Annotated in this window: 19 protein-coding genes and 2 pseudogenes; 8 read left to right on the top strand and 13 right to left on the bottom strand. The window is 70.9% G+C overall.

Annotation, left to right across the window (positions count from 1 at the left end; all coding sequences use genetic code 11):
* Positions 1 to 78: 78 nt before the first annotated feature.
* Positions 79 to 1,284 (bottom strand): annotated as a pseudogene (locus I6J71_RS19710) (MFS transporter); the annotation flags it as partial.
* Positions 1,285 to 1,381: 97 nt separating this feature from the next.
* Here I6J71_RS19710 and I6J71_RS19705 point away from each other — a divergent pair.
* A complete protein-coding gene (locus I6J71_RS19705; RefSeq protein WP_204096045.1) occupies positions 1,382 to 3,046 on the top strand; it encodes a right-handed parallel beta-helix repeat-containing protein in 1,665 nt (554 codons plus the stop codon).
* 15 nt (positions 3,047 to 3,061) lie between these two features.
* Positions 3,062 to 3,463: a hypothetical protein gene (locus I6J71_RS19700; protein ID WP_204096044.1), complete on the top strand. Its 402-nt coding sequence runs from the start codon at positions 3,062 to 3,064 to the stop codon at positions 3,461 to 3,463.
* Positions 3,464 to 3,516: 53 nt separating this feature from the next.
* On the opposite strand, the gene I6J71_RS48435 is transcribed toward I6J71_RS19700, so the two are convergent.
* The 3 genes and pseudogenes from I6J71_RS48435 to I6J71_RS49795 form a co-directional block, all read right to left on the bottom strand.
* The gene (locus tag I6J71_RS48435) at positions 3,517 to 4,095 is read right to left on the bottom strand and encodes a hypothetical protein (RefSeq protein ID WP_239155659.1); all 579 of its coding nucleotides are present in this window, start codon (positions 4,093 to 4,095) and stop codon (positions 3,517 to 3,519) included.
* Between the two features lie 76 nt (positions 4,096 to 4,171).
* Positions 4,172 to 4,699, bottom strand: a pseudogene (locus I6J71_RS49800) (amino acid permease); the annotation flags it as partial.
* Complete coding sequence (locus I6J71_RS49795; protein ID WP_255570890.1) at positions 4,699 to 5,112, bottom strand: amino acid permease; 414 nt, start codon at positions 5,110 to 5,112, stop codon at positions 4,699 to 4,701. The gene I6J71_RS49795 and the pseudogene I6J71_RS49800, both read right to left, overlap by 1 nt.
* 343 nt (positions 5,113 to 5,455) lie before the next feature.
* Between I6J71_RS49795 and I6J71_RS19690 the strand changes: the two genes are divergently transcribed.
* Complete coding sequence (locus I6J71_RS19690) at positions 5,456 to 6,484, top strand: LLM class flavin-dependent oxidoreductase (RefSeq protein WP_204096043.1); 1,029 nt, start codon at positions 5,456 to 5,458, stop codon at positions 6,482 to 6,484.
* Positions 6,485 to 6,723: 239 nt separating this feature from the next.
* Here the strand turns inward: I6J71_RS19690 and I6J71_RS19685 are convergent, their stop codons facing one another.
* The 4 genes from I6J71_RS19685 to I6J71_RS19670 all read right to left on the bottom strand — a co-directional run bounded on the left by I6J71_RS19685 (position 6,724) and on the right by I6J71_RS19670 (position 11,561).
* Positions 6,724 to 6,882, bottom strand: a complete 159-nt coding sequence (locus I6J71_RS19685; RefSeq protein WP_204096042.1) for a hypothetical protein — start codon at positions 6,880 to 6,882, stop codon at positions 6,724 to 6,726.
* A gap of 480 nt (positions 6,883 to 7,362) precedes the next feature.
* Entirely contained in the window at positions 7,363 to 9,021 is a 1,659-nt protein-coding gene (locus tag I6J71_RS19680; RefSeq protein ID WP_204096041.1) for an alpha-glucosidase, read from the bottom strand.
* Between the two features lie 19 nt (positions 9,022 to 9,040).
* Positions 9,041 to 10,231, bottom strand: coding sequence for an enolase C-terminal domain-like protein (locus I6J71_RS19675; protein WP_204096040.1), 1,191 nt, complete (start codon positions 10,229 to 10,231; stop codon positions 9,041 to 9,043).
* Between the two features lies 1 nt (position 10,232).
* Positions 10,233 to 11,561 carry an MFS transporter gene (locus I6J71_RS19670; RefSeq protein ID WP_204096039.1) on the bottom strand — a complete coding sequence of 443 codons (1,329 nt, stop codon included), beginning with the start codon at positions 11,559 to 11,561 and terminating at the stop codon, positions 10,233 to 10,235.
* A 132-nt stretch (positions 11,562 to 11,693) separates the two neighbouring features.
* Between I6J71_RS19670 and I6J71_RS19665 the strand changes: the two genes are divergently transcribed.
* A complete protein-coding gene (locus tag I6J71_RS19665) occupies positions 11,694 to 12,728 on the top strand; it encodes a LacI family DNA-binding transcriptional regulator (protein ID WP_204096038.1) in 1,035 nt (344 codons plus the stop codon).
* Between the two features lie 39 nt (positions 12,729 to 12,767).
* On the opposite strand, the gene I6J71_RS19660 is transcribed toward I6J71_RS19665, so the two are convergent.
* The 4 genes from I6J71_RS19660 to I6J71_RS19645 are packed head-to-tail and all read right to left on the bottom strand — an operon-like array spanning position 12,768 to position 16,919.
* The gene (locus I6J71_RS19660; RefSeq protein WP_204096037.1) at positions 12,768 to 13,655 is read right to left on the bottom strand and encodes an amidohydrolase family protein; all 888 of its coding nucleotides are present in this window, start codon (positions 13,653 to 13,655) and stop codon (positions 12,768 to 12,770) included.
* Entirely contained in the window at positions 13,652 to 14,668 is a 1,017-nt protein-coding gene (locus I6J71_RS19655; protein ID WP_204096036.1) for an amidohydrolase family protein, read from the bottom strand. The genes I6J71_RS19660 and I6J71_RS19655 overlap by 4 nt, the downstream gene beginning before the upstream one ends.
* Positions 14,665 to 15,561 (bottom strand): NAD(P)-dependent oxidoreductase, encoded by an 897-nt coding sequence (locus tag I6J71_RS19650; RefSeq protein WP_204096035.1) that lies wholly within the window; start codon positions 15,559 to 15,561, stop codon positions 14,665 to 14,667. Before I6J71_RS19650 ends, I6J71_RS19655 begins: the two co-directional genes overlap by 4 nt.
* A complete protein-coding gene (locus I6J71_RS19645; RefSeq protein ID WP_204096034.1) occupies positions 15,558 to 16,919 on the bottom strand; it encodes an MFS transporter in 1,362 nt (453 codons plus the stop codon). Before I6J71_RS19645 ends, I6J71_RS19650 begins: the two co-directional genes overlap by 4 nt.
* A 163-nt stretch (positions 16,920 to 17,082) precedes the next feature.
* Here I6J71_RS19645 and I6J71_RS19640 point away from each other — a divergent pair, with 163 nt between their 5' ends.
* From I6J71_RS19640 to I6J71_RS19630, 3 genes are read left to right on the top strand one after another with little or no spacing between them, the layout of a single operon-like run.
* Positions 17,083 to 17,736 carry a GntR family transcriptional regulator gene (locus I6J71_RS19640; protein WP_204096033.1) on the top strand — a complete coding sequence of 218 codons (654 nt, stop codon included), beginning with the start codon at positions 17,083 to 17,085 and terminating at the stop codon, positions 17,734 to 17,736.
* Between the two features lie 18 nt (positions 17,737 to 17,754).
* Positions 17,755 to 18,459, top strand: coding sequence for a 4-carboxy-4-hydroxy-2-oxoadipate aldolase/oxaloacetate decarboxylase (locus tag I6J71_RS19635; RefSeq protein WP_204096032.1), 705 nt, complete (start codon positions 17,755 to 17,757; stop codon positions 18,457 to 18,459).
* Positions 18,460 to 18,493: 34 nt separating this feature from the next.
* The gene (locus tag I6J71_RS19630; RefSeq protein ID WP_204096031.1) at positions 18,494 to 19,552 is read left to right on the top strand and encodes a 4-oxalomesaconate tautomerase; all 1,059 of its coding nucleotides are present in this window, start codon (positions 18,494 to 18,496) and stop codon (positions 19,550 to 19,552) included.
* Between the two features lie 21 nt (positions 19,553 to 19,573).
* Here the strand turns inward: I6J71_RS19630 and I6J71_RS19625 are convergent, their stop codons facing one another.
* On the bottom strand, positions 19,574 to 20,773 hold the full coding sequence (locus I6J71_RS19625) for an MFS transporter (RefSeq protein WP_204096030.1): 1,200 nt from the start codon (positions 20,771 to 20,773) through the stop codon (positions 19,574 to 19,576).
* 238 nt (positions 20,774 to 21,011) lie between these two features.
* Here I6J71_RS19625 and I6J71_RS19620 point away from each other — a divergent pair, with 238 nt between their 5' ends.
* Entirely contained in the window at positions 21,012 to 21,935 is a 924-nt protein-coding gene (locus I6J71_RS19620; RefSeq protein ID WP_204096029.1) for a helix-turn-helix domain-containing protein, read from the top strand.
* The last annotated feature ends 25 nt before the right edge of the window (positions 21,936 to 21,960 follow it).

The raw sequence follows: 21,960 nt of genomic DNA, 5'->3' as shown, positions 1-21,960 counted from the left end.
GAGCACCCGGACTACCTGCAGACCTACCCCGACGGCTACCCAGCCATTTCCCCCCGCCCGGCCGGGAAGCTGTCCCGGCGCTTCTGTCCGAGCCCGCTCCGCGGCGCGGAAGGCGGCGGGCGAGAGCTGCCACCACACCACCGCCGTGCCGAGAAGCTGGATCCCCGCGGCCAGCACCCACACCGCGCGCAGCGAACCGTGCGCGGCCACGAAGCCGCCGGTGAGCGCGCCGAGCGGGGTCAGGCCCCACGCGAGCGCGCGGTGGCTGGTGAGCACGCGGCCCAGCAGTGGCGACGGCGTGAACCGCTGACGAGAGGACTGGGAGCAGACGTTCCACACGAGCGTCGTCGCCGTGAAGAACACCAGTACCGCCCCGACCGCCGGCGGCCAGGGCGGCAGCACGGCGATCGCCAGCTGCGCCACCACGCCGCAGCCCTGCGCGAGGCGCATCGCCCACGAGTACCCGAGCCGGCGCACGATCCGGTCGACCACGAACGACGAAGCCACCCAGCCGACGGCGAGGCACGCGAGCAGCCCGCCGTAGCCGACCGGGCCCACGTGCAGCTCCTGCGTCGCGAAGAGCACAAGCATCGAACTGACCGCGCTCGCGGCGAACGAACCCAGCGCGACCGTGATCGTGATCGACCGCAGCTGCGGCGTGCCCACGAGGTAGCGCAGTCCTTCGGCGATGTCACGCAGCGGGTGCGCCGGCGATTTCACCGGCGGCGCCGAAGGAATCCCGCGAGCCAGCGCGAACGCCGCCAGCGCCGCCGCGCCCGCGGCCCACGCCGGGAGTCCGGCGCCGGCCCCGAGCAGCACCCCGGTCGCCGGTGGGACGACGAACTGCACCAGACCGCGGTCGATCACCTGCAATCTCGCGTTCGCCGCCGCCAGCCGTCCCGGGCCGACGACCTCCGGCACGACCGCGCCGCTCGCCCCGTCACCGAACACCTGAGCCGTCGTGATCACGAACGCCACCACGAGGAGCACGGGCAGGGTCAGCGCGTGCGCGGAGCCGGCCACGGCGAGCGTCACGGCGGCCGCGGTGAGCACCACGTACGCGCCCACCAGCACCGCCGTCCGCCGTACGCGGTCGATCACCACGCCGGCGAACAGCGACAGCAGCAGCCACGGCGCCTGCCCGGCCACCGTCACCAACGAGATCTCGCGCGGATCGGTCGTGATCGACACCGTGAGTAGCGGCATCGCCGCCAGCACCAAGCCTTCCGCCGTCGACCCGAAAACCGCGACCGCCCGCAACCGCCCCCACCCCGATTTCCCCACGTGCGCGAGTCTTCCGAAACGGTCAAGCGATTTTCCCCGTGCGGCACGTGGCCGCCACCGGCGCTCGCTATGCTCGGCGGTCACGGGAGGGGGCGCCATGGCGGGGAAAGTCCGGGTTTCCCCGGGCAGGCGGGGAGCGCACCAGACCATCGCGTCGGCGCTGGGCGCCGTGTCCGGGCGGCGTGACGCGCGGGTCGAGATCGATCCCGGGCGCTACCCCGAGAACCTGTTCGTGAGCGGCGAAGTACACGTCTTCGCGAGCCGGCCCGGGACCGTGGAGATCTGCCCGCCGACCGGCACGGCCGTCGAGACGTCCGGGGTGGTCCGGCTCGAGGGCCTCATCGTCAGCGGCCGCGACAACGACGTGGTGCGCTGCGCGGCCGGTTCGCTGACGATCACCGGGTGCACCGTGACCGCCCAGGACGGCTCCCCCGCTCTTCACGCACCACCCGGAACGGCTGTCGCGGCGTCGGACAGCGAGTTCCGTTACGGCCGGGCCGTGTTCACCGGTTCACGCGGGACGGTCAAGCGGTGCGTGTTCACGGACTCCTCGAACAACGGGCTCGCGGCCACCGGCGGCGCCGACGTCGCCGTTCTCCTCAGCCGGTTCGATCGATGCCGCATCCACGGCGTGCTCGTCCGAGGCGGGCGCGTCGCCGCCACGGAATGCGGGTTTGCCGGCACCGGAAACTCCGCGCTCGCTGCGGACCAGCACGGGCACCTCGACGTCACCGACTGCCGCATCGACTCGGCCAGAACCACCGCCATTTCCTACGGCGAGCAGTCCCGCGGCACGATCACCGGCACGACGGTCGAGGACGCGGACACCGGTCTGCTCGTCACGGGCGGCTCGGACCCGCTCGTGCGGCGGTGCGCGTTCACCGGCTGCCGCGTGGCGGGAATCGAGGTGAACACGCAGGGCCTGGGCCGGTTCGAGGAGATCTCGGTGCTGCGGACGCAGAAGTTCGGGCTGTTCGTCGACACCCAAGGTTCGCCGGCGGTGCACCGGTGTCGCTTCGCAGAGGGAAACCTGGGCATCGTCGTGCAGAACGCGCACAGCCGAGTCACCGACACGGTGCTGGAAGACCTGAAGAACGCAGCCGTGCGGTTGTTGGGCCAAGCGCAGGCAGAGCTGACCGGCCTGCACGTGACGCGCTGCCCCACCGCCGTGGAGACGAACGGGACGGCCTACGCGGAACTGGCCGGGGCGCGGTTGCAGGAGATCGGGCTCGTCGGCGTGGTCGCTCAGGACAGCTCACGCGTCCGGGCCACGGACTGCGGCGGGTCCGGCGGTCACGTCGCGTTCAGCGCACTCGGCAAGGCGCACCTCGTGCTCCACGACTGCCGCGCCGCCGGTGTCACGCTCGGCGGTGCGGGGGTGCTGAGCGAGGCGACCGTGACGGCGCGGCGGTTCACGGTGACCGGACCGGTGAACTTCGGCGTCTACGCCGCGGAGAAGTCCACTGTGGACGTCGCGGACAGCTCGTTCGCCGGCACCACCGTCGCCGGGATCGGTTTGATCGGCTCGGCCACCGCGCTCGTGCGCGACTGCGAGGTGCCCGGGCCTGACGGACTGGCCGTGCACCACCAGGGCCGCGCCGTGCTCGAGCGCCTGCGCTCCCCGCTGCGGGTGGTCGAGGTCGAGCCGGACCCCGAGCCGCCGCGGATCATCAACAACTACACCGGCCCCGTCATCCACGGCGACGTCATCCAGTCCGTGCTGACCTGGGGCAACACCGTCGTACACCAGACCCGCGACTGACCAGGAGGCAACCCCGTGCCCACCGAAGAACACCACTACCACGGCCCCGTCATCCACGGCGGCGTGCGCAGCTCGCAGCTCGCGTGGGGCAACGAGAAGGTGGTGCAGAACCTGTCCGTGAGCAAGCAGATCGCACCCGGGTTCGAAGACGTCGCCCGCGTCGTCGCCGACGTCGTGCGGCGCCTGGGTGATCTCGGCCTGCCCGGGCCGGACGCCCGCGACGCCGCCGAGAACGCCGACGCAGTGCTCGCCGAGGTCGTGAAGCCGGAGCCGGACCGCGGGATCGTGCGCCGCGGCCTCACGGCCCTGAAGGGCACCTTAGCCCAGCTGGCGGCGGGCCTGCTCGCCGGCGCGCACGACGGCGCCGTGCAGACCGGCAAGGAACTCGTGCACGCGCTCGGGCAGCTGCCCTTCTGACCGCGGCCCACCGGGAGCCCCCGCGCGAGGAGGGAACCCGGCGGCTCACGGGGTCAGGACTGAGCGGCGAGCTCGAGCGCCTCGCGCTCGATCGCGGCCCGCACCTTGTCACTCGGCACCGCGACGTTCACCGCCCAGGAGAAGATCGCCAGGCTGAACGCGATCACCACGAGCAGGTCAAGCCACTCCGGCAGCGCGTTGAGGTTGCCGGAGTCGCCGTAGCGGCCGAGCCGGCCGATGAGGACGTGCCCGGCGAGCCACGGCGCGATCCACTGCGCCGCTTTCCCGTCGATCGGCGGCCGCTCCACGGCGGAGCTCGTGGCGCGCGCGACGAGGAACAGGACGAAGCCGATCACCACCGCGATCATGATCTTCCACGTGGTGTCGAAGCCACTCCAGTAGATGATCAGGTTCGCGGCCACGAACCCCGCCGGCGCGAGCACCCTCGGCATCGGCGCCCGGTAGGGACGCGCGCGGTCCGGGTCGCGGCCGCGCAGGGCGATCATCGAGACCGGCGCGAACGCGTACATCAGCGCGGTGGCCGAGGTGATCACGCTGACCAGCGACTGCCAGCTCGGGAACGGCAGGAACGCGATCTCGCCGACCACGAACGACAGCACGATCGACCACACCGGCACAACCCCGGAGGTTCAGCTTGCCCAGCCCCTTCGGCAGCGTGCGCTCGCGCCCCATCGCGTAGGACAGCCGCGCCGACGTGCCGAGGTAGAGCATGCCGGTGCCGGCCGGCGACACGAAGGCATCGGCGTAGAGCACATACGAGAGCCAGCCCGCGCCCGCCAGGGTCGCCAACGTGGCGTACGGGCCGAACGAGCCCTGGGCGATCGGATTGTCCCAGCCCTTGAGCAGAGCGGCCGGGTCGAGGGCGCCGATGAACGCGACCTCCAGCAGCAGGTACACGATCGTGCCGATCACCATCGCGACGATGATCGCGCGCGACAGATCCTTCTGCGGGTCACGCGCTTCGCCACCGACCTGCACGGCCTGTTCGAGGCCCTGTAGCGCGAACACCACGCCGACGGGCAAGGCGGCGAAGATGCCGTGGGCGCCGTGCGGGGCGAATCCGCCACCGGCGGTGAAGTTACCCGGGTGGAAGCGCAGCGACAGCAGCACGACGACGGTCAGCACCGGCACCGCGGTCTTCCAGATCACCGTGGCGGAGTTGCTCTCCGACAACAGCTTCACGCCGGCGAGGTTGATCAGCGTGAAGATCGCCATCAGCAGCGTCGCGCAGCGAACCCGCTCGCGGTGAGCGTGCCCGACGGGCTGAGGAGGTTCAGGTGCTGCTTGATCCACGTGACGTTGTCGAGGTACTCCAGGCTGGCCTCGACCTCGACCGGCGCGAGCGCCACGGCCTGCAGCCACGCCACCCAGCCGCCGACGAATCCGCCGAGCACCCCGTATGCGAGCGCGAGGTACCGGGCGGTGCCGCCGGCCACAGGATAGGCCGCGCCCAGCTCCGCGTGCACCAGGGCGAGCGTGGCCATGATGACGGCGGTGAGCATCCACGACACGAGCGACGCGGGACCCGCGACCTTGGCGGCCTTGAGCGCGCCGAGGAGCCAGCCCGAGCCGATGATCGAGCCGAGCGAGACGAACATCAGGCCGTGGAAACCGACCGATCTGCGCAAGCCCGGTCGCGCTCCTGCGGGGGGCGGCTTTTTGAGCGGGTTCAACCATTGCGTCGCCTCGATCCGGTTTACGAGTTGTTTGTCCGATTGATTCGCGGGACTAGCGGTATTCGCGTATTCAGGCAAGCTCCTGAACGCATCACTGACGCGATCACAACGCGCGATTCTGGCCCACCGGAAAGCGGAGTGGAACCGACGCCCCGTTACAGGTCAGTTTCATTCGAGAAAACCGGACTTCCGGTGACCGACCGGCATCAGTGGCTCAGGCCACACCGGACCCGGAACAATCGCACCCGCGCCGGGGTTGGTCACGGGCAGGACCCGGACCCAGGAGGAAACCGCCGTGCCGCTCACCTCGGAACCGTTGCGCAAGCTCGGCTTCCTGACCATCGGGCTGTTCGACGAGGCCGATCCCCGCGCCGGCCACGAGTCGACGCTGCGGATCATCGAGCTGGGTGAGCAGCTCGGCTTCGACAGCGCCTGGGTGCGCCACCGCCACCTGCAGTTCGGCATCTCGTCGCCGGTCGCGGTGCTCGCCGCGGCCACGCAGCGCACCAGCCGCATCCACCTCGGCACGGCCGTGATCCCGCTCGGCTGGGAGAACCCGCTGCGCCTGGCCGAAGACCTCGCCACCGTCGACGTCCTCTCCGGCGGCCGGCTGCAGCCCGGCCTCAGCGTCGGCCCGCCGCGCCACTACGACAAACTGGCGCCGGCCCTGTACCCGGACACGGCGGACGCCGAGGACTTCAGTTACGAACGCGTCGAGCGGCTGCTCCGCTTCATCCGCGGCGAACAGGCCACCGAATTCAGCGGAACCGAGGGCATCGAGGAGTACTCCGACCGCGTCCAGCCCCATTCCGCCGGCCTGGCCGACCGCCTGTGGTACGGCGGCGGCAGCCTCCGGTCCGCGCGATGGGCCGGTGAGCACCGCATGAACTTCCTGACCAGCAACGTCGTCAGCGTTGCCGACCAGGTCGAACCCGTCGACTTCGCGGCCATCCAGGCGTCCCTGATCCGCGAATTCCGCGCCCACCACCCGCTCGGCGCGGACGCACGCGTTTCCCAGGGCCTCGTCGTCATCCCGACCGACAGCGCGACACCCGAGCAGCGCGCCAAGTACGAGGCCTACGCCGCCGCCCGGCTGCCCCGCGTCGGCAAGATCCACAGTCCCGCCCGCATGACCTTCGCGCAAGACCTGGTGGGCACCTCGGCCGAGATCGCCGACCGCCTCTACGCGGACAGTTCGTTCCGGGAGGTCTCGGAAGTCGTCTTCGCGCTCCCGTTCGACTTCGAGCACGACGACTACGTCCAGATCCTGACCGACATCGCCACCCGGCTCGGTCCGGAACTCGGGTGGAAACCGGCCGAGTGACCCACTCGGTGCAACGCTGCCGGCACCGCTCGAACCGTACGAGAGGCGCGACCGCGTGCCCGGCCTGCGGCTCGTTTCACCTCTGAGCACCTCGTGCTGACCATCCTCGACGTCGACGGCCGCGTGACGGACAGCCGCGTGGTCGTCCGCGGGATCAGCGAGCGTGCCTGGGCTCGCACCTGGCGGCCATCCGGTCCACTGTGTACAGCGGGAGCTGCGTGGACCCACGCCCGGACCGTTCACCGCACCTCGGCTCGGGAGAACGGCACAGCTACGACTTCCACGGGCAGCACTGCGGCCCGGTCGTGCTCGGCAGCGCCATCCTGCGCCGCATCGGCCTCGTCGCCACCGCGCGCCCGCTCGACGTGCGGAGCGGGCTCGGCGGCACGGTCCTCCACCCCGAAACTGAACGAGGTCCGTCGGTGCGCTCCCTGGGTGGAGGACCTGCGCCACCCGGTCGCCGGGGTGATCCGGGGCGGCCTGGCACTCGCTCCTGCCCGAGGCGCGGTCAAGCTGGGCACGACGTTCGCGAGAATCGTCAGCCGCAGCCCCACACCCGACAGCTTCGTCCGGGCGGCTGCGGGCGCACGGCGAGGCTCCAGTGCTCGCGCTGCGCACGCTCGACCACGCCGGAGCCAGCCGATGACCACGATTCCGCCGCGAGACAAGCGCCTTACGTTTCTCGAACTGCTCCATCAGATCCGCAAGCACGAAGACAGCACCCGAAGAGTTCGGGAGCGGGTCCGGACCTGCGCGCTGTGCACCGCCACGGTTCTGACGCCGCTCGCCGTGGTCCTGGCTCACCCGCTCGGACCCGCCTGGTTCGCCCGGCTCGTGCCGGCGGGCGTGACACTGCCGGCCGCCGGCACCACCGGCGTTCAGCGGCGGAAGACCACGGCCTCCCACGGACGCAACCGGGCGCCCACCGAGGCCGGGCCCGGGTAGTTGCCCAGGACCAGCGAGGCGTTCGACCAGCCCGAAACAGCGGCGGCGGGCACGTCCAGCAGCGCGCCCGACCAGTTGGCCAGCACCAGTAGCCCGTGGTCGCCGTCGACCCGGGTGAAGGCGAACAGCGCCGGGTGGCCGGGTTCGAGCAGCGCGTACCGTCCGGTCCGGACCAGCGGCTCGGAGTGCCGCAGCTCGATCAGCGCGCAGTAGTGGGAGAACACCGACGCTGGATCGTCCACTTGGGACGCCGCGTTGATCGTCGTGTGGTTCGGGTTCACGCGCAGCCACGGTGTGCCGGAGGTGAACCCGGCGTGCGGCGAAGCGTCCCACTGCATCGGGGTGCGGCCGTTGTCCCGCGAGCGCAGGCGCAGCGCCGCAAGCACGTCCGACGGGGACTGACCCCGCACGGAAGTGGCTTCGCGGTAGTGGTTGACGGACTGGATGTCGGCGAAGTCCTCGATGGACGTGAACGGCATGTTGGTCATGCCGAGTTCCTCGCCCTGGTACACGTAGGGCGTGCCGCGGTGCAGGTGCAGCACGGTGGCGAGCGCTTTGGCCGACAGCGTCCGGAACTCGCCGTCATCGCCCCAGCGGGAGACCACGCGCGGCTGGTCGTGGTTGTTCCAGTACAGGCTGTTCCAGCCGCGCTCGGCCAGGCCCGTCTGCCAGCGGGCGAGGGTGCGCTTCAGCTCCACCAGGTCGAACGGCCGCACGTCCCACTTGTCGTGGCCCTGGTCGAGCTCCACGTGGTCGAACTGGAACACCATGTCCAGCTCGCGCCGGGCCGGGTCCGTCAGCAGCTGCGCCTCCTCGACGGACGTGCCGGGTGTCTCCCCCACCGTCAACAGGCGGTCCTCCCGGCCGGCGAACACCTCGCGGTGCATCTCCTGCAGGAACTCGTGCAGCCGGGGGCCGTTGGCGTACAGGGATTCCGCGTCGCCGTACAGGTCGCCGTCGGCCAGGTGCGCGTCCGGCAGGGACACCGGCTTGGCGATGAAGTTGATGACGTCCATGCGGAACCCGTCGACACCACGGTCGAGCCACCAGCGCATCATCCGGTGGATCTCGCGGCGCAGCTCGGGGTTCTCCCAGTTCAGGTCCGGCTGCTTGCGCGAGAACAGGTGCAGGTAGTACTCGCCCGAGCGCTCGTCTTTCTCCCACGCCGGGCCGGAGAAGCGCGAACCCCAGTTGTTGGGTTCGCGCCGCCACCAGTACCAATCGTGCTTCGGGCTCGCCGGGTTACGCGATTCGACGAACCACGGGTGCTCATCGGAGGTGTGGTTCACGACGAGGTCCATCACCACGCGGATGCCTCGCGCGTGCGCCTGCGCCAGCAGGTCGTCGAAGTCGGCGAGCGTGCCGAACACCGGGTCGATGTCGTAGTAGTCGCTGATGTCGTAGCCGTTGTCGTCCTGCGGCGACGGGTACACCGGCGAAAGCCACACGACGTCGACCCCGAGCGCGCTCAGGTGGTCGAGCCGGCCGATGATGCCGCGCAGGTCGCCGATGCCGTCGCCGTTCGAGTCGGCGAAGCTGCGCGGGTAGATCTGGTACACGGTGGCGGTCTGCCACCAGCGAGGTGTGCTCATGCCCTGCTTTCCTCGAGGATCAGGCGAAAACGATGTCGTCGGCCTCGGCGGGGCCGGTGTCCAGGTCCATGCCCAGTCCCGGCGCGTCCGACGGGGTCAGCAGCCCGGCCACGGGGTTGACCGGAGAGGCCAGGAAGAGCTGGTGAACCTGGTTCCACTTCACCAGGTCCTCCTGGTACGGAGTGTGCGCGGGCGACTGCGCCAGCGAGAAGTGCAGCGTCGCCGTCGCCGAGTGGCCGTGCGGGATGACCATGAGGTCGTGCGCCGTGCCGTACGCCGCGATCTTCAGCGCCTCGGACAGCCCGCCGCACCAGTACAGGTCGGGTTGCAGCACGTCGAGCGCGCCCGTGTCCACGAACCGCCGGAAACCCCAGCGCGTGTACTCGTGCTCCGCGCCCGCGAGCGGGATCGACAGGCGCTGCCGCAGCAGGCGGTAGCCGTCGATCCGGTCGGGCAGCACGACTTCCTCGAGCCACCGCGGCCGGTACTCGGCGATGCGCGAGGCCAGCTCGGTCACGTAGGTCGCGTCCATGGCCTGCCAGCAGTCGAACATCAGGTCGTAGTCCTCGCCGACGGCCTCGCGCAGCGTCCGCACGAGCGCGACGTTGGCGCGCAGGCCTTCGTAACCGCTCGCCGGGCCGTGGCGGAAGAACCACTTCTGCGCGCGGTACCCGCGGTCGCGGAACTCCACGGCCCGCTCGCGCACGCGGTCGAGGTCCTGCACGGAGAACCCGAGCATCGACGCGTACGCCGGCAGCTCGTCGCGGGTCGGCCCGCCCAGCAGGCGGTACACCGGCTGCCCGAGCCACTTCCCGCGCAGGTCCCACAACGCGTTGTCCACCGCGCTGATCGCCAGCATCGGCTGGCCTCCGCGGCCGTGCACCTGCGAACGGTGCAGCTGGTCCCACAGCTTCTCGCCCGCAATGGGGTCGCGCCCGAGCAGGCGCGGGCGCAGTTCCTTCGCCACCAGCCACGCCACGGTCTCGGGTACGGGACCCGCGCGTCCGAGAAGTCCCTCGTCGGTCTCGATCTCCACGAAGTACGTGGTGATGGCGAAGCCGCCGGGCTGCTGCACGCCGCCCTCGTGGTCGTCGAGAGTGCGGTACTCGGGGTAGACGTCCAGGGGGCGGACGAGCCGCTCCTCCCACAGGTCCCCGTTGGTGGGCAGCGTCCCCTTCAGGCGGCGCAGCCGGACCTGGGTGATGCGCACGTCAGACCTCCTGCTTCGGCGCGGAGCCGGGCGCGGACACCAGCGCTTGGCGCTGCGGGCGCCACACGAGCAGGATCGCCGTGACCGCGAGGATCGCGACCACCGCCATCGCGGCGAGCCACAGCAGGCCCCCGTCGAAGCTGCCCGTCTTCGCGTCGATGGCGCCGATCACGGCCGGGTTGACGACGCTGGACAGGTTGCCGAGCGCGTTGATCAGCGCGATGCCGCCCGCGGCGGCCGCGCCGGTGAGGATCGCGGTCGGCAGCCCCCAGAACGTCGGCAGCACCCCGAACACACCGAAGGCCGCCACGCACAGCGCCACGAGCTTCACCACCGGCGCGTCGAACGCCGCCGACGCCACCAGCCCGACCAACAACACACCGAGCGCGACGTACAGGCTCACCGCACGCTTGCCCGGACGGTCGGCCAGGCGGCCGAGCACGAGCATGCCGATCAGCCCGAACACGTACGGGATGGCGGCGACGAACGTCGTCGTCGTGTTGCTCAGCCCGAATGGCTTGAGGATCTGCGGGAGGAACGTGCTGACCGCCCCGTTGAGGTTCGTCAGACCGTAGTAAGCCACCGCGAACATCAGCACCTTCGGGCTCAGCAGCGTCTTGAGGACCTTGCGCCGCGTGCTGCCGGCTCCGCCCAGCGCTTCGCGTTCCGCGGCTTCGCGGGCGAGGGTGTCCGTGAGCCACGCGCGTTCCTCGGCGTCGAGGAACTTCGCCGTCTCGGGGCTCTTCGGCAGCAGCCACGGGATCAGCACGCCCATGAGCACGGCGGGGATGCCTTCGATGAGGTACACCCACTGCCAGCCGTGCAGGCCGATCCAGCCTTCCAGGTTGAGGATCAGGCCGGACAAGGGCGTGCCGATGATCAGGGCCACCGGGATGCCGGCGGTGAACGTCGCCATGATGCGGCCGCGGTAGGCGGCGGGAAACCACAGCGTGAGGTAGAAGATCACACCGGGGAAGAACCCGGCTTCGGCCGCCCCGAGCAACGCGCGGGCGACGTAGAGGCTCGGGACGTTCCACACCAGCGCGTGGGCTGCGGAGATGATGCCCCAGGTCAGGAGGATCCGGGCGATCCACCAGCGGGTGCCGAACCGGGCCAGCGCCAGGTTCGACGGCACTTCCAGCACCACGTACGGCACGAAGAACACGCTCGCGGCGAACCCGAAGGCCGCGGCGCCGATCCCGAGGTCGGCGTTCATCGTGAGCGCGGCGACCCCCAGGTTCGCGCGGTCGATGATCGCCAGGAAGTAACCGATGATGAGGACGGGCAGCAGCCTCGTCGACAGCTTCCGCACCACCCGTGATTCGAGCATGGATCCTCCGCCCTTGCGGCAACCGGACGCGTCGGCGCGCCCACCGGAAACGTTACCGGAAACGTTTCCGGGATGCCAGCCGCCTGCTCGAACCGGGATACTGTGCTCTCGACGGAAACGATTGGGGGACGCATGGGCCGGGTGGGGATCCGGGAGCTGGCGGCCGAGCTCGGCATGTCGATCAGCACCGTGTCGCGGGCGATGAACTCGCGCGGCGAGGTCAGCGAGGCCACGCGCGAGCGTGTCCGGTCCGCGGCCGAGCGCCTCGGGTACCAGCCGAACCAGTCCGGGCGCACGCTGCGGCGCGGCGCGACCGGCACCGTCGCGCTCGTCATGCAGACCACCACCGCCCGCACGGAGATGGGTGAGACGTTCTACTTCACCGTCTGCAACGGCCTGCAGCAGGTGCTGGCCAAGCGCTCCCTGGACCTCGTGCTGTTGCCGGTCGGGCCGGCGAAGGACCCCTACCGGTACCTGGTCAACGCCGTCGACCGGCACATCGCCGACGCGTACATCATCTCCAACACCCACCGTGTCGACCCGCGCGTGGAACTGCTGACCGACCGCGGCGTGCCGTTCGTGGCGCTCGGCCGCGGCGGGCCCGAGGGGCACGCGTGGCTGGACCTGGACTTCGAAGGCGTCGCCGCGCAGACCGTGGAGCGGCTCGTGGCGGCCGGGCACACGCGCATCGCGCTCGCCTACGACGACGGCGACGTGAACAGCACGTGGGAGTACACGCGGGGCTACCGGCAGTCGCTCGCCGCGCACGGTCTCGAGCCGGCCGCCGAGATCCGCCTGCCCGACACGCCCGAGGGCGGCGGGCTGCTGGCGGAGCGGCTGCTCGCGATGGACCCGGCGCCGACGGCGGTGATGCTGGCGCAGGAGACGCTCGCGCTGGGCCTGTACAAGCGCTTCGCCGAAACGGGGGTGCGTCCCGGCGAGGACCTGGCCGTGGTCGGGTTCCGCAAGAACCCGGTGTGCGACTACCTCGTTCCGGCGCTGACGACGTTCGAAGTGTCATTGGAAGCATACGGCCGGCGGCTCGGCGAGATCGTGCTCGCGCGGATGGCCTCGCCAGGGGAACCCGTGCAGGAGGTCTGGCCGATGACGGTCTCGCCCGGGACGAGCGACACCGCTCCCCCGCGCGCGGCGACGCGGCTGGGCTGACCGGACCGTCCACAGCGGACGGTCCGGCCGGCCCGCACGTCACTCGCCCCAGTAGAGCCGCATCGGGTTGGTGATCAGCAGTTTCCGCCGCGCCTCGTCCGTCGGGGCGATCCGCGGCACGAAGTCCACGAGCTTGCCGTCGTCGGGCATGTGGCTCTTCATGTTGGGGTGCGGCCAGTCCGTGCCCCACAGGACGCGGTCGGGGAACTCCTCGACCAGCGCCCGGCCGAACGGCACCACGTCGTCGTACGGCGGGCCCGCGACGGTGAGCCGCTCCGGGCCGGTGACCTTGACGTGGAAGTTCGGGTGCTCGCGCAGCAGCGTGCGGAACCGGCCGAACTCGGGGCCGTCGACGGGTTTCGTCACGTCGGGGCGGCCCATGTGGTCGACAAGGACCGTGGTCGGCAGCGACGTGAAGAAGTCCCACTTCTCGGCGAGGTCCGCAGCCTCGAAGTACACCACGAGGTGCCAGCCCAGCGGCGTGATCCGGGCGGCGAGGTCGTGGTAGTACGCGTCGGGCTTCGGGTCCACGAGCCGGCGGACGAAGTTGAGCCGGATGCCGCGCACGCCGGCCGCGTGCAGCCGGGCGAGCTCCTCGTCGGGCTCGTCGCCGCGGATCGTCGCGATGCCGCGGGCGCGCTCGCCCGCGGCGGCCAATGCGTCGACGAGCGCGCTGTTGTCGGCACCGTGGCACGTGGCCTGCACAATGACCTGCCGGTCGATGCCGAGGAAGTCGCGCAGCGCGAACAGCTGCTCCTTGCTCGCGTCGGTCGGCGTGTACTTGCGCTCGGGCGCGTACGGGAACGTGTCGCCAGGGCCGAAGACGTGCGTGTGCACGTCGACGGTGCCCGGTGGCAACAAGAACTCCGGCTTCGACGGATCCGGGTCGTAGGACAGCCAGCCCTCGTCGGCGGTGAAGGCGGTCACCGGCCCCTCGCCTTCAGTGCCTGGTCCAGGCGCGGGTAGACGCGGCGCACGTTGCCCTCGTACACCTTGGTCCTGTCCTCATCGGACAGTCCGAGCGCATCGACGTAACGGCGGGTGTCGTCGAAGTGGTGCCCGGTGCGCGAGTCGATGCCGCGCACGGCGCCGACCATCTCCGAGCCGAACAGCACGTTGTCGACGTTGATCACGTCGAACAGCAGGTTGATGCCGGGCTGGTGGTACACGCACGTGTCGAAGAAGACGTTCGGCAGCACACCCTCGTCGGGTTCGGGACGGCCGAGCATGTCGGCGAGCCCGCGGTAGCGGCCCCAGTGGTACGGCACCGCTCCCCCGCCGTGCGGGATCACGAAGCGCAGATCCGGGAAGTCCTTGAACAGGTCGGACTGCAGGAACTGCATGAACGCCGTGGTGTCGGCATTGAGGTAGTGCGCGCCGGTGGCGTGGAAGCTCGGGTTGTCCGAAGCGGACACGTGCACCATCGCGGGCACGTCGAGCTCCACCATGGCCTCGTAGAACGGGTACCAGCTCTTGTCCACCAGCGGCGGCGCGCTCCAGTGGCCGCCGCTGGGGTCGGGGTTGAGGTTGGCGCCCACGAACCCGAGTTCTTCGACGCAGCGGCGCAGCTCGGCGACGGACTTCTCGATCGGCACCCCCGGCGACTGCGGCAGCTGGCAGACGCCGATGAACTCGTCCGGGTAGAGGGTGGCGACGCGGTGAACGAGGTCGTTGCACACCCGAGCCCACTCGGCACTCACGGCCTCGTCCCCGATGTGGTGGCCCATCGCCGACGCCCGCGGCGAGAACACGGTGAGGTCCACCCCGCGGTCGGCCATCAGCCCCAGCTGGCCTTGCACCGATTCGCGCAGCTCGTCGTCGGAGATCTCCGGGTAGGCCGGGGCCGCAGTGCCCGCGTCGTAGGCTGCGCGCTGCGCCTCGCGCCAGCTCGTGTGCGCCGCGGGCACGGTGGTGTAGTGGCCGTGACAGTCGATGATCACTCAGGGTCGCCTTTCGGGTCTTCTTCGGACATTCGCGTGCGGACGGCGTCGAGCAACGGCAGCAGCTGCTTTTCGAGTTCGCCGAGGTCCGCCGGCCGGTGCGCCGCGGCCCAGTCCTGCCGGCGCGCGATCGCCTCGGCCATCACGGGCTCGACGCCGGTCTCGGCCACGGTCACCGCGGCCTCCCGAAGCTCCTCGGCCCGGCGGACACCGTGCTCGAGCGAGCGGGAGATCATGTACGCGGCCAGCTGTTGCCAATCGTCGGCGGGCAGCAGGTTGGACAGCGACGCGAGCACGCGCCCTTCCACTCCCCACTCCCGCGCGGCCAGCAGCGACTCCGCGAGCAGTGCTTCCACGCCCTTGATCACCACGGAGCGGCACAGCTTGGTGGCCGCCGCGCGGCCCACGACGTCGGCGTAGACCTCCAGCCCGGTGAACCCGAGCGGGCGCGCGAACTCCACGAACTCGGCCGCGTGGGGCCCGCCGAGCAGCATCGGGGCGGCGAGCCGCTTGGGGTGGATCGGGGACATCACGGCGGACTCGACGTACCGGCCGCCGGCGGCCTCGACCACCTCGGCCGCCGCCTGCTTCTGGCCCGGTGCGGCGGAGTTGAGGTCGAGGAACCAGCAGCCGGCGGGCAGCCCGTCGGCCACCGACCGCGCGGCCACGAGGTCGTTGGCCGCCGTGACCGCGCTGATCACGAGATCGGCTTCGCGCACGGCATCGTGAGCGTCCACACCGGACACCAGGCTGAAGCGCTTCGCGGTGCGGGAGGCGGCGCTCGCCCCGTCGGCCAGCGCCACGTCCCACGCGGTCAGCTTCACCCCGGCAAGGTCCTCCGCGAGCACGGAGCCGACCTCACCGAGGCCCAGCAGCGCGACGGTGGCCGTCATGCCGTCACGGCCTTCGCCTCGGGCTGCCCGGCCGTGGTGACCCCGAGGTCGACGTCCTTGGTCTCCGGGCCCAGCAGCGAACCGACGAGCACGAGCGCGCCGCCGAGCACGAGCAGCGCCGCGGCTGTGAAGCCCGCCGGCATGAGGTGCTCGAGCCAGCCCTGGTAGTAGGCGTAGAACGAGGTCAGGATCAGCGGCATGCTGTAGCCGAGGCCGAAGCCGCTGCCGCGCACGGCGGGTGGGAACCGTTCGCACAGGTAGGAGGGCGTGACGGCGAACGTGCTGCCGCCCGAAAGCCGGATCACGAGCGTCAGCAGCAGCACCGCGCCGAAGCCGGACCACCAGCCGAGGCTGATCGTGGCGAACGCGGCGGAGCAGACCACGCCGATGCCGACACCGGACCAGGCCAGGAACTTGCGCCGCCCGATCTTCTCCGAGAGCAGGCCCAGGAACGGGAACAACACGGAGTGGATCGCCTGCACGATCACGAGCGCGGCCGTCACCTGCGTCGCCGACACGTGTGCCTGGAACTGCAAGGCGCTCGGCAGCAGACCGGAGGCGAGGTTGGACGCGAACCAGATGCCGCTCATGATGATGAACACCTGAATGAACTGCTTGCGTGAAGAACCCACGAGCACGTCGCGGATCGGCGTGCGCGACTTCTTCGCCGACTTCCACGTCTCGGACTCCTCGACGGTGCGCGAGAAGTACACGCAGAACACCGCGCACAGCGCCGCGCCCACGAGAAACGGCACCCGCCAGCCCCACTGCGAGTAGGCGGAGTTCGGGCCACCCGAAGGCGCGATGCGCAGCATCACGAAGGTCACGAGCGAGATCGCGCAGTACGAGATGGGGAAACCCATGCCCACGAGGCCGCCGTACCAGCCGCGCTTGCCAGTGGGCGCCGCCTCCATGGCGAGCGGCGTGGCGCCGGTGTACTCGCCGCCGAGGAAGACGCCGTCGATCAGGCGCAGCACCACCATCAGCACGACGCCGAGCAGGCCCACGGCGTGATAGCCGGGCAGCAGCGCGATCAGCAGGGTGCAGATGCCGCAGCCGGTGATCGACCACAGCGTGACGCGGCGGCGCCCGACCTTGTCGGCCAGCCGGCCGAAGATCAGCGAACCGAGCGGCCTGCCGATCAGGGTGGCCACGAAGATCAGCGACGTGATCACGGCCCGGCTGCCCGGTGACACCGACGGCGGGAGGAAGTAGTTCATCGCCGGGGTGAGCGCGACCACCGGCAGGTACACGTCGAACATGTCGACGAAGAAGCCGAAGGAAGCGCCGATGACGGCGTTGCGGGTCGAGGTCTTGGCCCCCGTGTCGGCGGGCGGTGACGTTGCCGGTCCGGACATCGTCGTGATCATCTCCTGTCGTACCGGGCGCATCTTCGCGGCCGGCGGGGGTCGGCACGGGGAACGTAACCCGGAGGCCCCGATCGTCACAAGAGTCGTCTACGAAATTGTTGACAATCTCGTATGGGATGCTTAGCGTCATCCATCGAAGAGAGGAGCCGGGATGCCCACCACGCCGAAGGAAGGGGAGGCCGGGAAGCAGGCCGCGCTCGATGCGCTGCGGGCCGCCCTGATGGCGGGAGACGTCGTCCCGGGGCAGCGGCTGGTGGAGGCCGAGCTGGCCGACACGTTCGGCGTCACGCGCGCGAGCATGCGGGCCGCCCTGATCGACCTGACCGCCGACGGCCTGGTGGAGCGCATTCCGCACCGCGGGGCCCGGGTGCGGGTGGTGTCGATCGAGGAGGCCGTGGCCATCACCGAGTGCCGCATGGTGCTCGAAGGCCTGTGTGCGGCCAAGGCCGCGGAGAAGGTGACCGACGACCAGATCGGCTCGCTGCGTGAGCTGGCGGTGCGCCTGCAGGCGGCCGTCGACGACGGCGAATCGATGAAGTACTCGGAGCTCAACCGCGAGCTGCACCGCGCGGTGCGGGAGATCGCCGGCCAGCCGGTGGCGGCGGAGCTGCTCGAGCGGCTCCACGCCCAGATCGTCCGCCACCAGTTCCGGCTCGCCATGCGCGCGGGCCGGCCGCACGTGTCGCTGCCCGAGCACCTGGCGATCATCGACGCGATCGCCCGCCGCGACCCGGACGCCGCCGAACAGGCGGCCCGGGCGCACCTGCGCAGCGTGATCACCGCGCTGCGCGACACCGAAAACTGAAGCGATGGAGCGAGCCGAATGAACACAGTGGTGGTGACCGACGTCCCGCGGGCGCCCGGCGCGAAGATCGACGAGCTGGCCGGCTTCGGAGTCGCCACGGTGCACGAAGCACTCGGGCGCACGGGCTACCTGGGCACCGAACACCGGCCGCTGCACCGCGGCTCGCGCATCGGCGGCTCGGCCGTGACTGCGCTGTGCTGGCCCGGCGACAACCTGATGATCCACGCCGCGGTCGAGCAGTGCCGGCCCGGCGACATCCTGGTCGTCACCACGGCTTCGCCGTCCACCGACGGGATGTTCGGCGAGCTGCTGGCCACGTCGCTGGTGTCGCGCGGCGTGCGCGGGCTCGTGATCGACGCCGGTGTGCGCGACGTGGCGGAGCTGAAGGAGATGGGCTTCCCGGTGTGGTCGCGTGCGATCAGCGCGCAGGGCACCGTGAAGGCCACCGCGGGCGCGGTGAACGTGCCGGTGACCGTCGGCGGCGAGACCATCCGCCCCGGCGACGTGATCCTGGCCGACGACGACGGGGTACTGTGCGTGCGCCAGGGCGACGTCGAGCGCGGCATCACCGCGTCGAAGGCGCGCCTGGCCAAGGAGGAGGCGACCCGCGCCGCGCTGGCCGGTGGCGAGCTGGGGCTGGACCGCTACCACCTGCGCGAGAAGCTCGCCGAGCTGGGCGTGCGCTATGTGACCGCCGAGGAGTACGCGAAGGAACAGGCGTGAGCACGGCCGGCGTACTCCCGTCAGTGGTGGCGGCATGACCGGGGTCCGCTGCCTGCTGATGCGCGGCGGCACGTCCAAGGGCGCGTACTTCCTCGCCGAGGACCTGCCGTCCGAGGCGCGAGCGCGCGACGACCTGCTGTTGCGCATCATGGGCAGCCCGGACCCCCGCCAGATCGACGGGATCGGCGGCGCGCACCCGCTCACCAGCAAGGTGGCGGTGGTGTCGCCGAGCCAGTCCCCTGGCGCCGATGTCGATTATCTGTTCCTGCAGCTGGGCGTCGCCGAGGCGACCGTGACCGACAAGCAGAACTGCGGCAACCTGCTCGCGGGCGTCGGGGCGTTCGCGGTCGAACGCGGGCTCGTGCCGGCTTCCGACGGCGAGACGATCGTGCGGATCCGGATGGTCAACTCCGGCAGCACGGCCGTGGCGCGTTTCCCCACCCCCGGTGGGGTCGTCGAGTACGGCGGGGACACCGCCATCTCGGGAGTCCCCGGCACCGCCGCCCCGGTCGTGCTCGACTTCGCCGACACGGCGGGGTCGACGGGCCACGGGCTGCTGCCGACCGGCCGCCTGGTGGACACTGTGGACGGTGTGCCGGTGACCTGTGTGGACAACGGTATGCCGGTCGTCGTCGCGCGGGCGGCGGACTTCGGGCTCACCGGGTATGAACCGGTCGAGCAGCTGAAAGCCGATGCCGCCCTGCGCGAGCGGATCCAATCGCTGCGGCTGCACGCCGGCGAGCTGATGGGCCTCGGCGACGTGCGCGAGAGCTCCGTGCCCAAGACCACGCTCGTCGCCCCGCCCGTGGACGGCGGCACGATCTGCACTCGCACGTTCATCCCGCTCGAACCGCACACGTCGATCGGTGTCCTCGGCGCGGTCAGCGTCGCCACGGCGCTGCTGATCGACGGGGCGGTCGGCCACGAGCTAGCGAAGCTGCCCCCCTCGGCGAGGATCGACGTCGAGCACCCGACCGGGCACCTGCAGGTCGAGGTCGAGGTGGACACGAGCGAAACCCCGCCGCGGGTGCTCCGCAGCGGGGTCGTGCGCACGGCCCGGAAACTCTTCGACGGCACGGTTTTCCCGCGCTGACGCCGGCCCGGGGGGCGCCGCTCAGGCGCCCTTCGGGAAGGCGTGCTTGCGGCCGCCGAGCACCGCGATCGCCGCGGCGATCAGGAGCACCAGCGAGGACCAGGTCAGCGAACCCGTCCCCAGGCCGTCGATGAGCAGGCCACCCACCAGACCGCCGAGGGCGATCGACGCCGAGAAGAACGAGATCACGATCGACTGGGCGACGTCGGCCGCCTCGCCGCCGGCGTTGATCGCGCCGCCGATGAACAGGCTCGGCGAACTGCCGACCGCCAGGCCCCACGCCGCGGCGGCGACGTAGACCAGCACCGGCACCCCTACCAGCACGGCCAGGACGAGCACGCTCACCGCGAACAGCAGCGTGCTGGCGACGATCAGCTTGCGCAGGTGCCGGTCGATGTGCGCGCCGACGACGACCACGCTCAGGACCGACGCGACCCCGAAGGCGAACAGCACCCAGCCGGCCTGCGCTGCCATGCCTGCCGACCTCAGGAAATCGGTCACGTAGGTGTAGAGGATGTTGTGCGCGACCATGTACGTGGTGAGCGCGAACAGGATCGTGCGCAGCCCCGGCATCGCCACGACCTGACGCAGGGTGAAGCGCTCGTGGTCGGCCTGCCCCGGCAGGTCGGGCAGGAACACGACGAACCAGAGCATGTTCACCAGCGCCAGCGCGGCCGAGACCCAGAACGCGGTCTCCCAGCCGTCGAAGGTCCGCAGCCAGGTGCCCACGGGGACACCGATGGCCAGCGAGATCGGCGTTCCCGCCAGCGCGATGGCGATGGCGCGGCCCTGCACGTTCGCCGGCGACAGCCGCGCGGCGTAACCGGCCAGCTGGGTCCAGACCAGCGCGGTGCCGAGGCCGGCGACGAACCGGATGATCATCGTGAGGGTGTAGGCGGTGGACAGCGCAGTCAGCGCGTTGGTGACGGTGACGATGCCCAGCGCCACCTGCAGCACGGACTTGCGCGACCACTTCGCGGTGAGCCGCGACAGCGGGATCGCCGCGACCGCGGTCGCCGCCGCGTAGATCGTGACGATCTGGCCGGTGGCGGCGACGCTGGTATTCAGGGTCCGGGAGATCTCGGGGAGCAAACCCGCCGGGAGGCATTCGGTGAGGATGCCGATGAACCCGGCGACGAAGAGCCCGAAGAGGGCCCTGCCCGGAAGGCGGTCCCGTCCGCGCACCGCGGCGGGCGAAGCTGAGGCTGTCGTTTCGGTCATCACTTTTCCAGGAGCTACTGACGAGGCGTGCTGGCCCCGGGCGAACGGGTGGACGGGCCGCGGAGCCCCGTCGCTCCGCGGTCGGGTGTCCCGGGGGGTTCCTCCGGGGACGTTCACAGAGTGCGTCGCGCGCGCGGGGTTACCCAGATGCCGGCTTCTCGTACGTCCCGCGTGCCTACCCCTGGCAGGGACAGGCTTGCGAGCCGCGCCGGGCGGGCTCCGACGTGATACTGAGGGCATGGCCACCGACTCCCGACCCGGACCGGACGAAGGACGCCTCGACCCGCGTGCCGAGCTCAGCGAATTCCTGCGCAGCCGCCGCGCGCGGCTCAAGCCGTCCGACGTCGGGCTGCCCGAGTACGGCCGCCGGCGCCGCGTGCCCGGCCTGCGGCGCGAAGAGCTGGCGCAGGTCGCCGGGGTGTCCGTGGCCTACTACACGCGGCTGGAGCAGGGCAACGGCCGCAACGTCTCGCTCGAGGTGCTCACCGCGATCTCCTCGGCGCTGAAGCTGTCGGAAACCGAGCACGCGCACCTGCTGCACCTGGCCAAGCCGAAGCCGGCGCACCGGCGGCCCGCCGCACCCCGGCGGCAGCAGGTCCGTCCGGTGCTGCAGGAGATGCTGTCGGCGATCGAGACCGTGCCCGCCTACGTGTGGGGCCGGCGCACCGACGTGCTCGCGTGGAACCGCACCGCGTCGGCACTGTTCGGTGACTGGGCCCAACGCGCTCCGCAGGACCGCAACTGGGCGCGCGTGGTGTTCCTCGACGCGGGAGCGAAGACCCTGTTCGCCGACTGGCCGGCCAAAGCCGCCGACGTCGTCGGACAGCTGCGGCTCGACGCCGGGCGGCACCCGAACGACCCCCTGCTCACCGAACTGGTCGGCGAACTGTCGGTGAAGAGCGAAGAGTTCCGCACGCTGTGGGCCGCGCACAACGTCAAACGCAAAACCCACGACACCCTGCGGCTGCGCCACCCGCTCGTGGGCGAGCTGAGCGTCCGCTACGAGACGTTCGTGCTACCCGGTGACCAGGAGCAGGCGTTGTCCATCTACCACGCGGAACCGGCCACGCCGTCGGAGGAAGCGCTGCGCCTGCTGGCCAGCTGGGGCACGGACGCCCCGGAAGACCCTGTCCACGCCGAACATTCCGACGCTGCGCATTAGCGTTCTGAGTCGCATTTCCTTTGCA

Source organism: Amycolatopsis sp. FDAARGOS 1241, assembly GCF_016889705.1.
Lineage (GTDB): Bacteria > Actinomycetota > Actinomycetes > Mycobacteriales > Pseudonocardiaceae > Amycolatopsis.
Note: the sequence above shows the minus strand (reverse complement) of the source record. Positions and strands in the feature narration are given on the sequence as shown.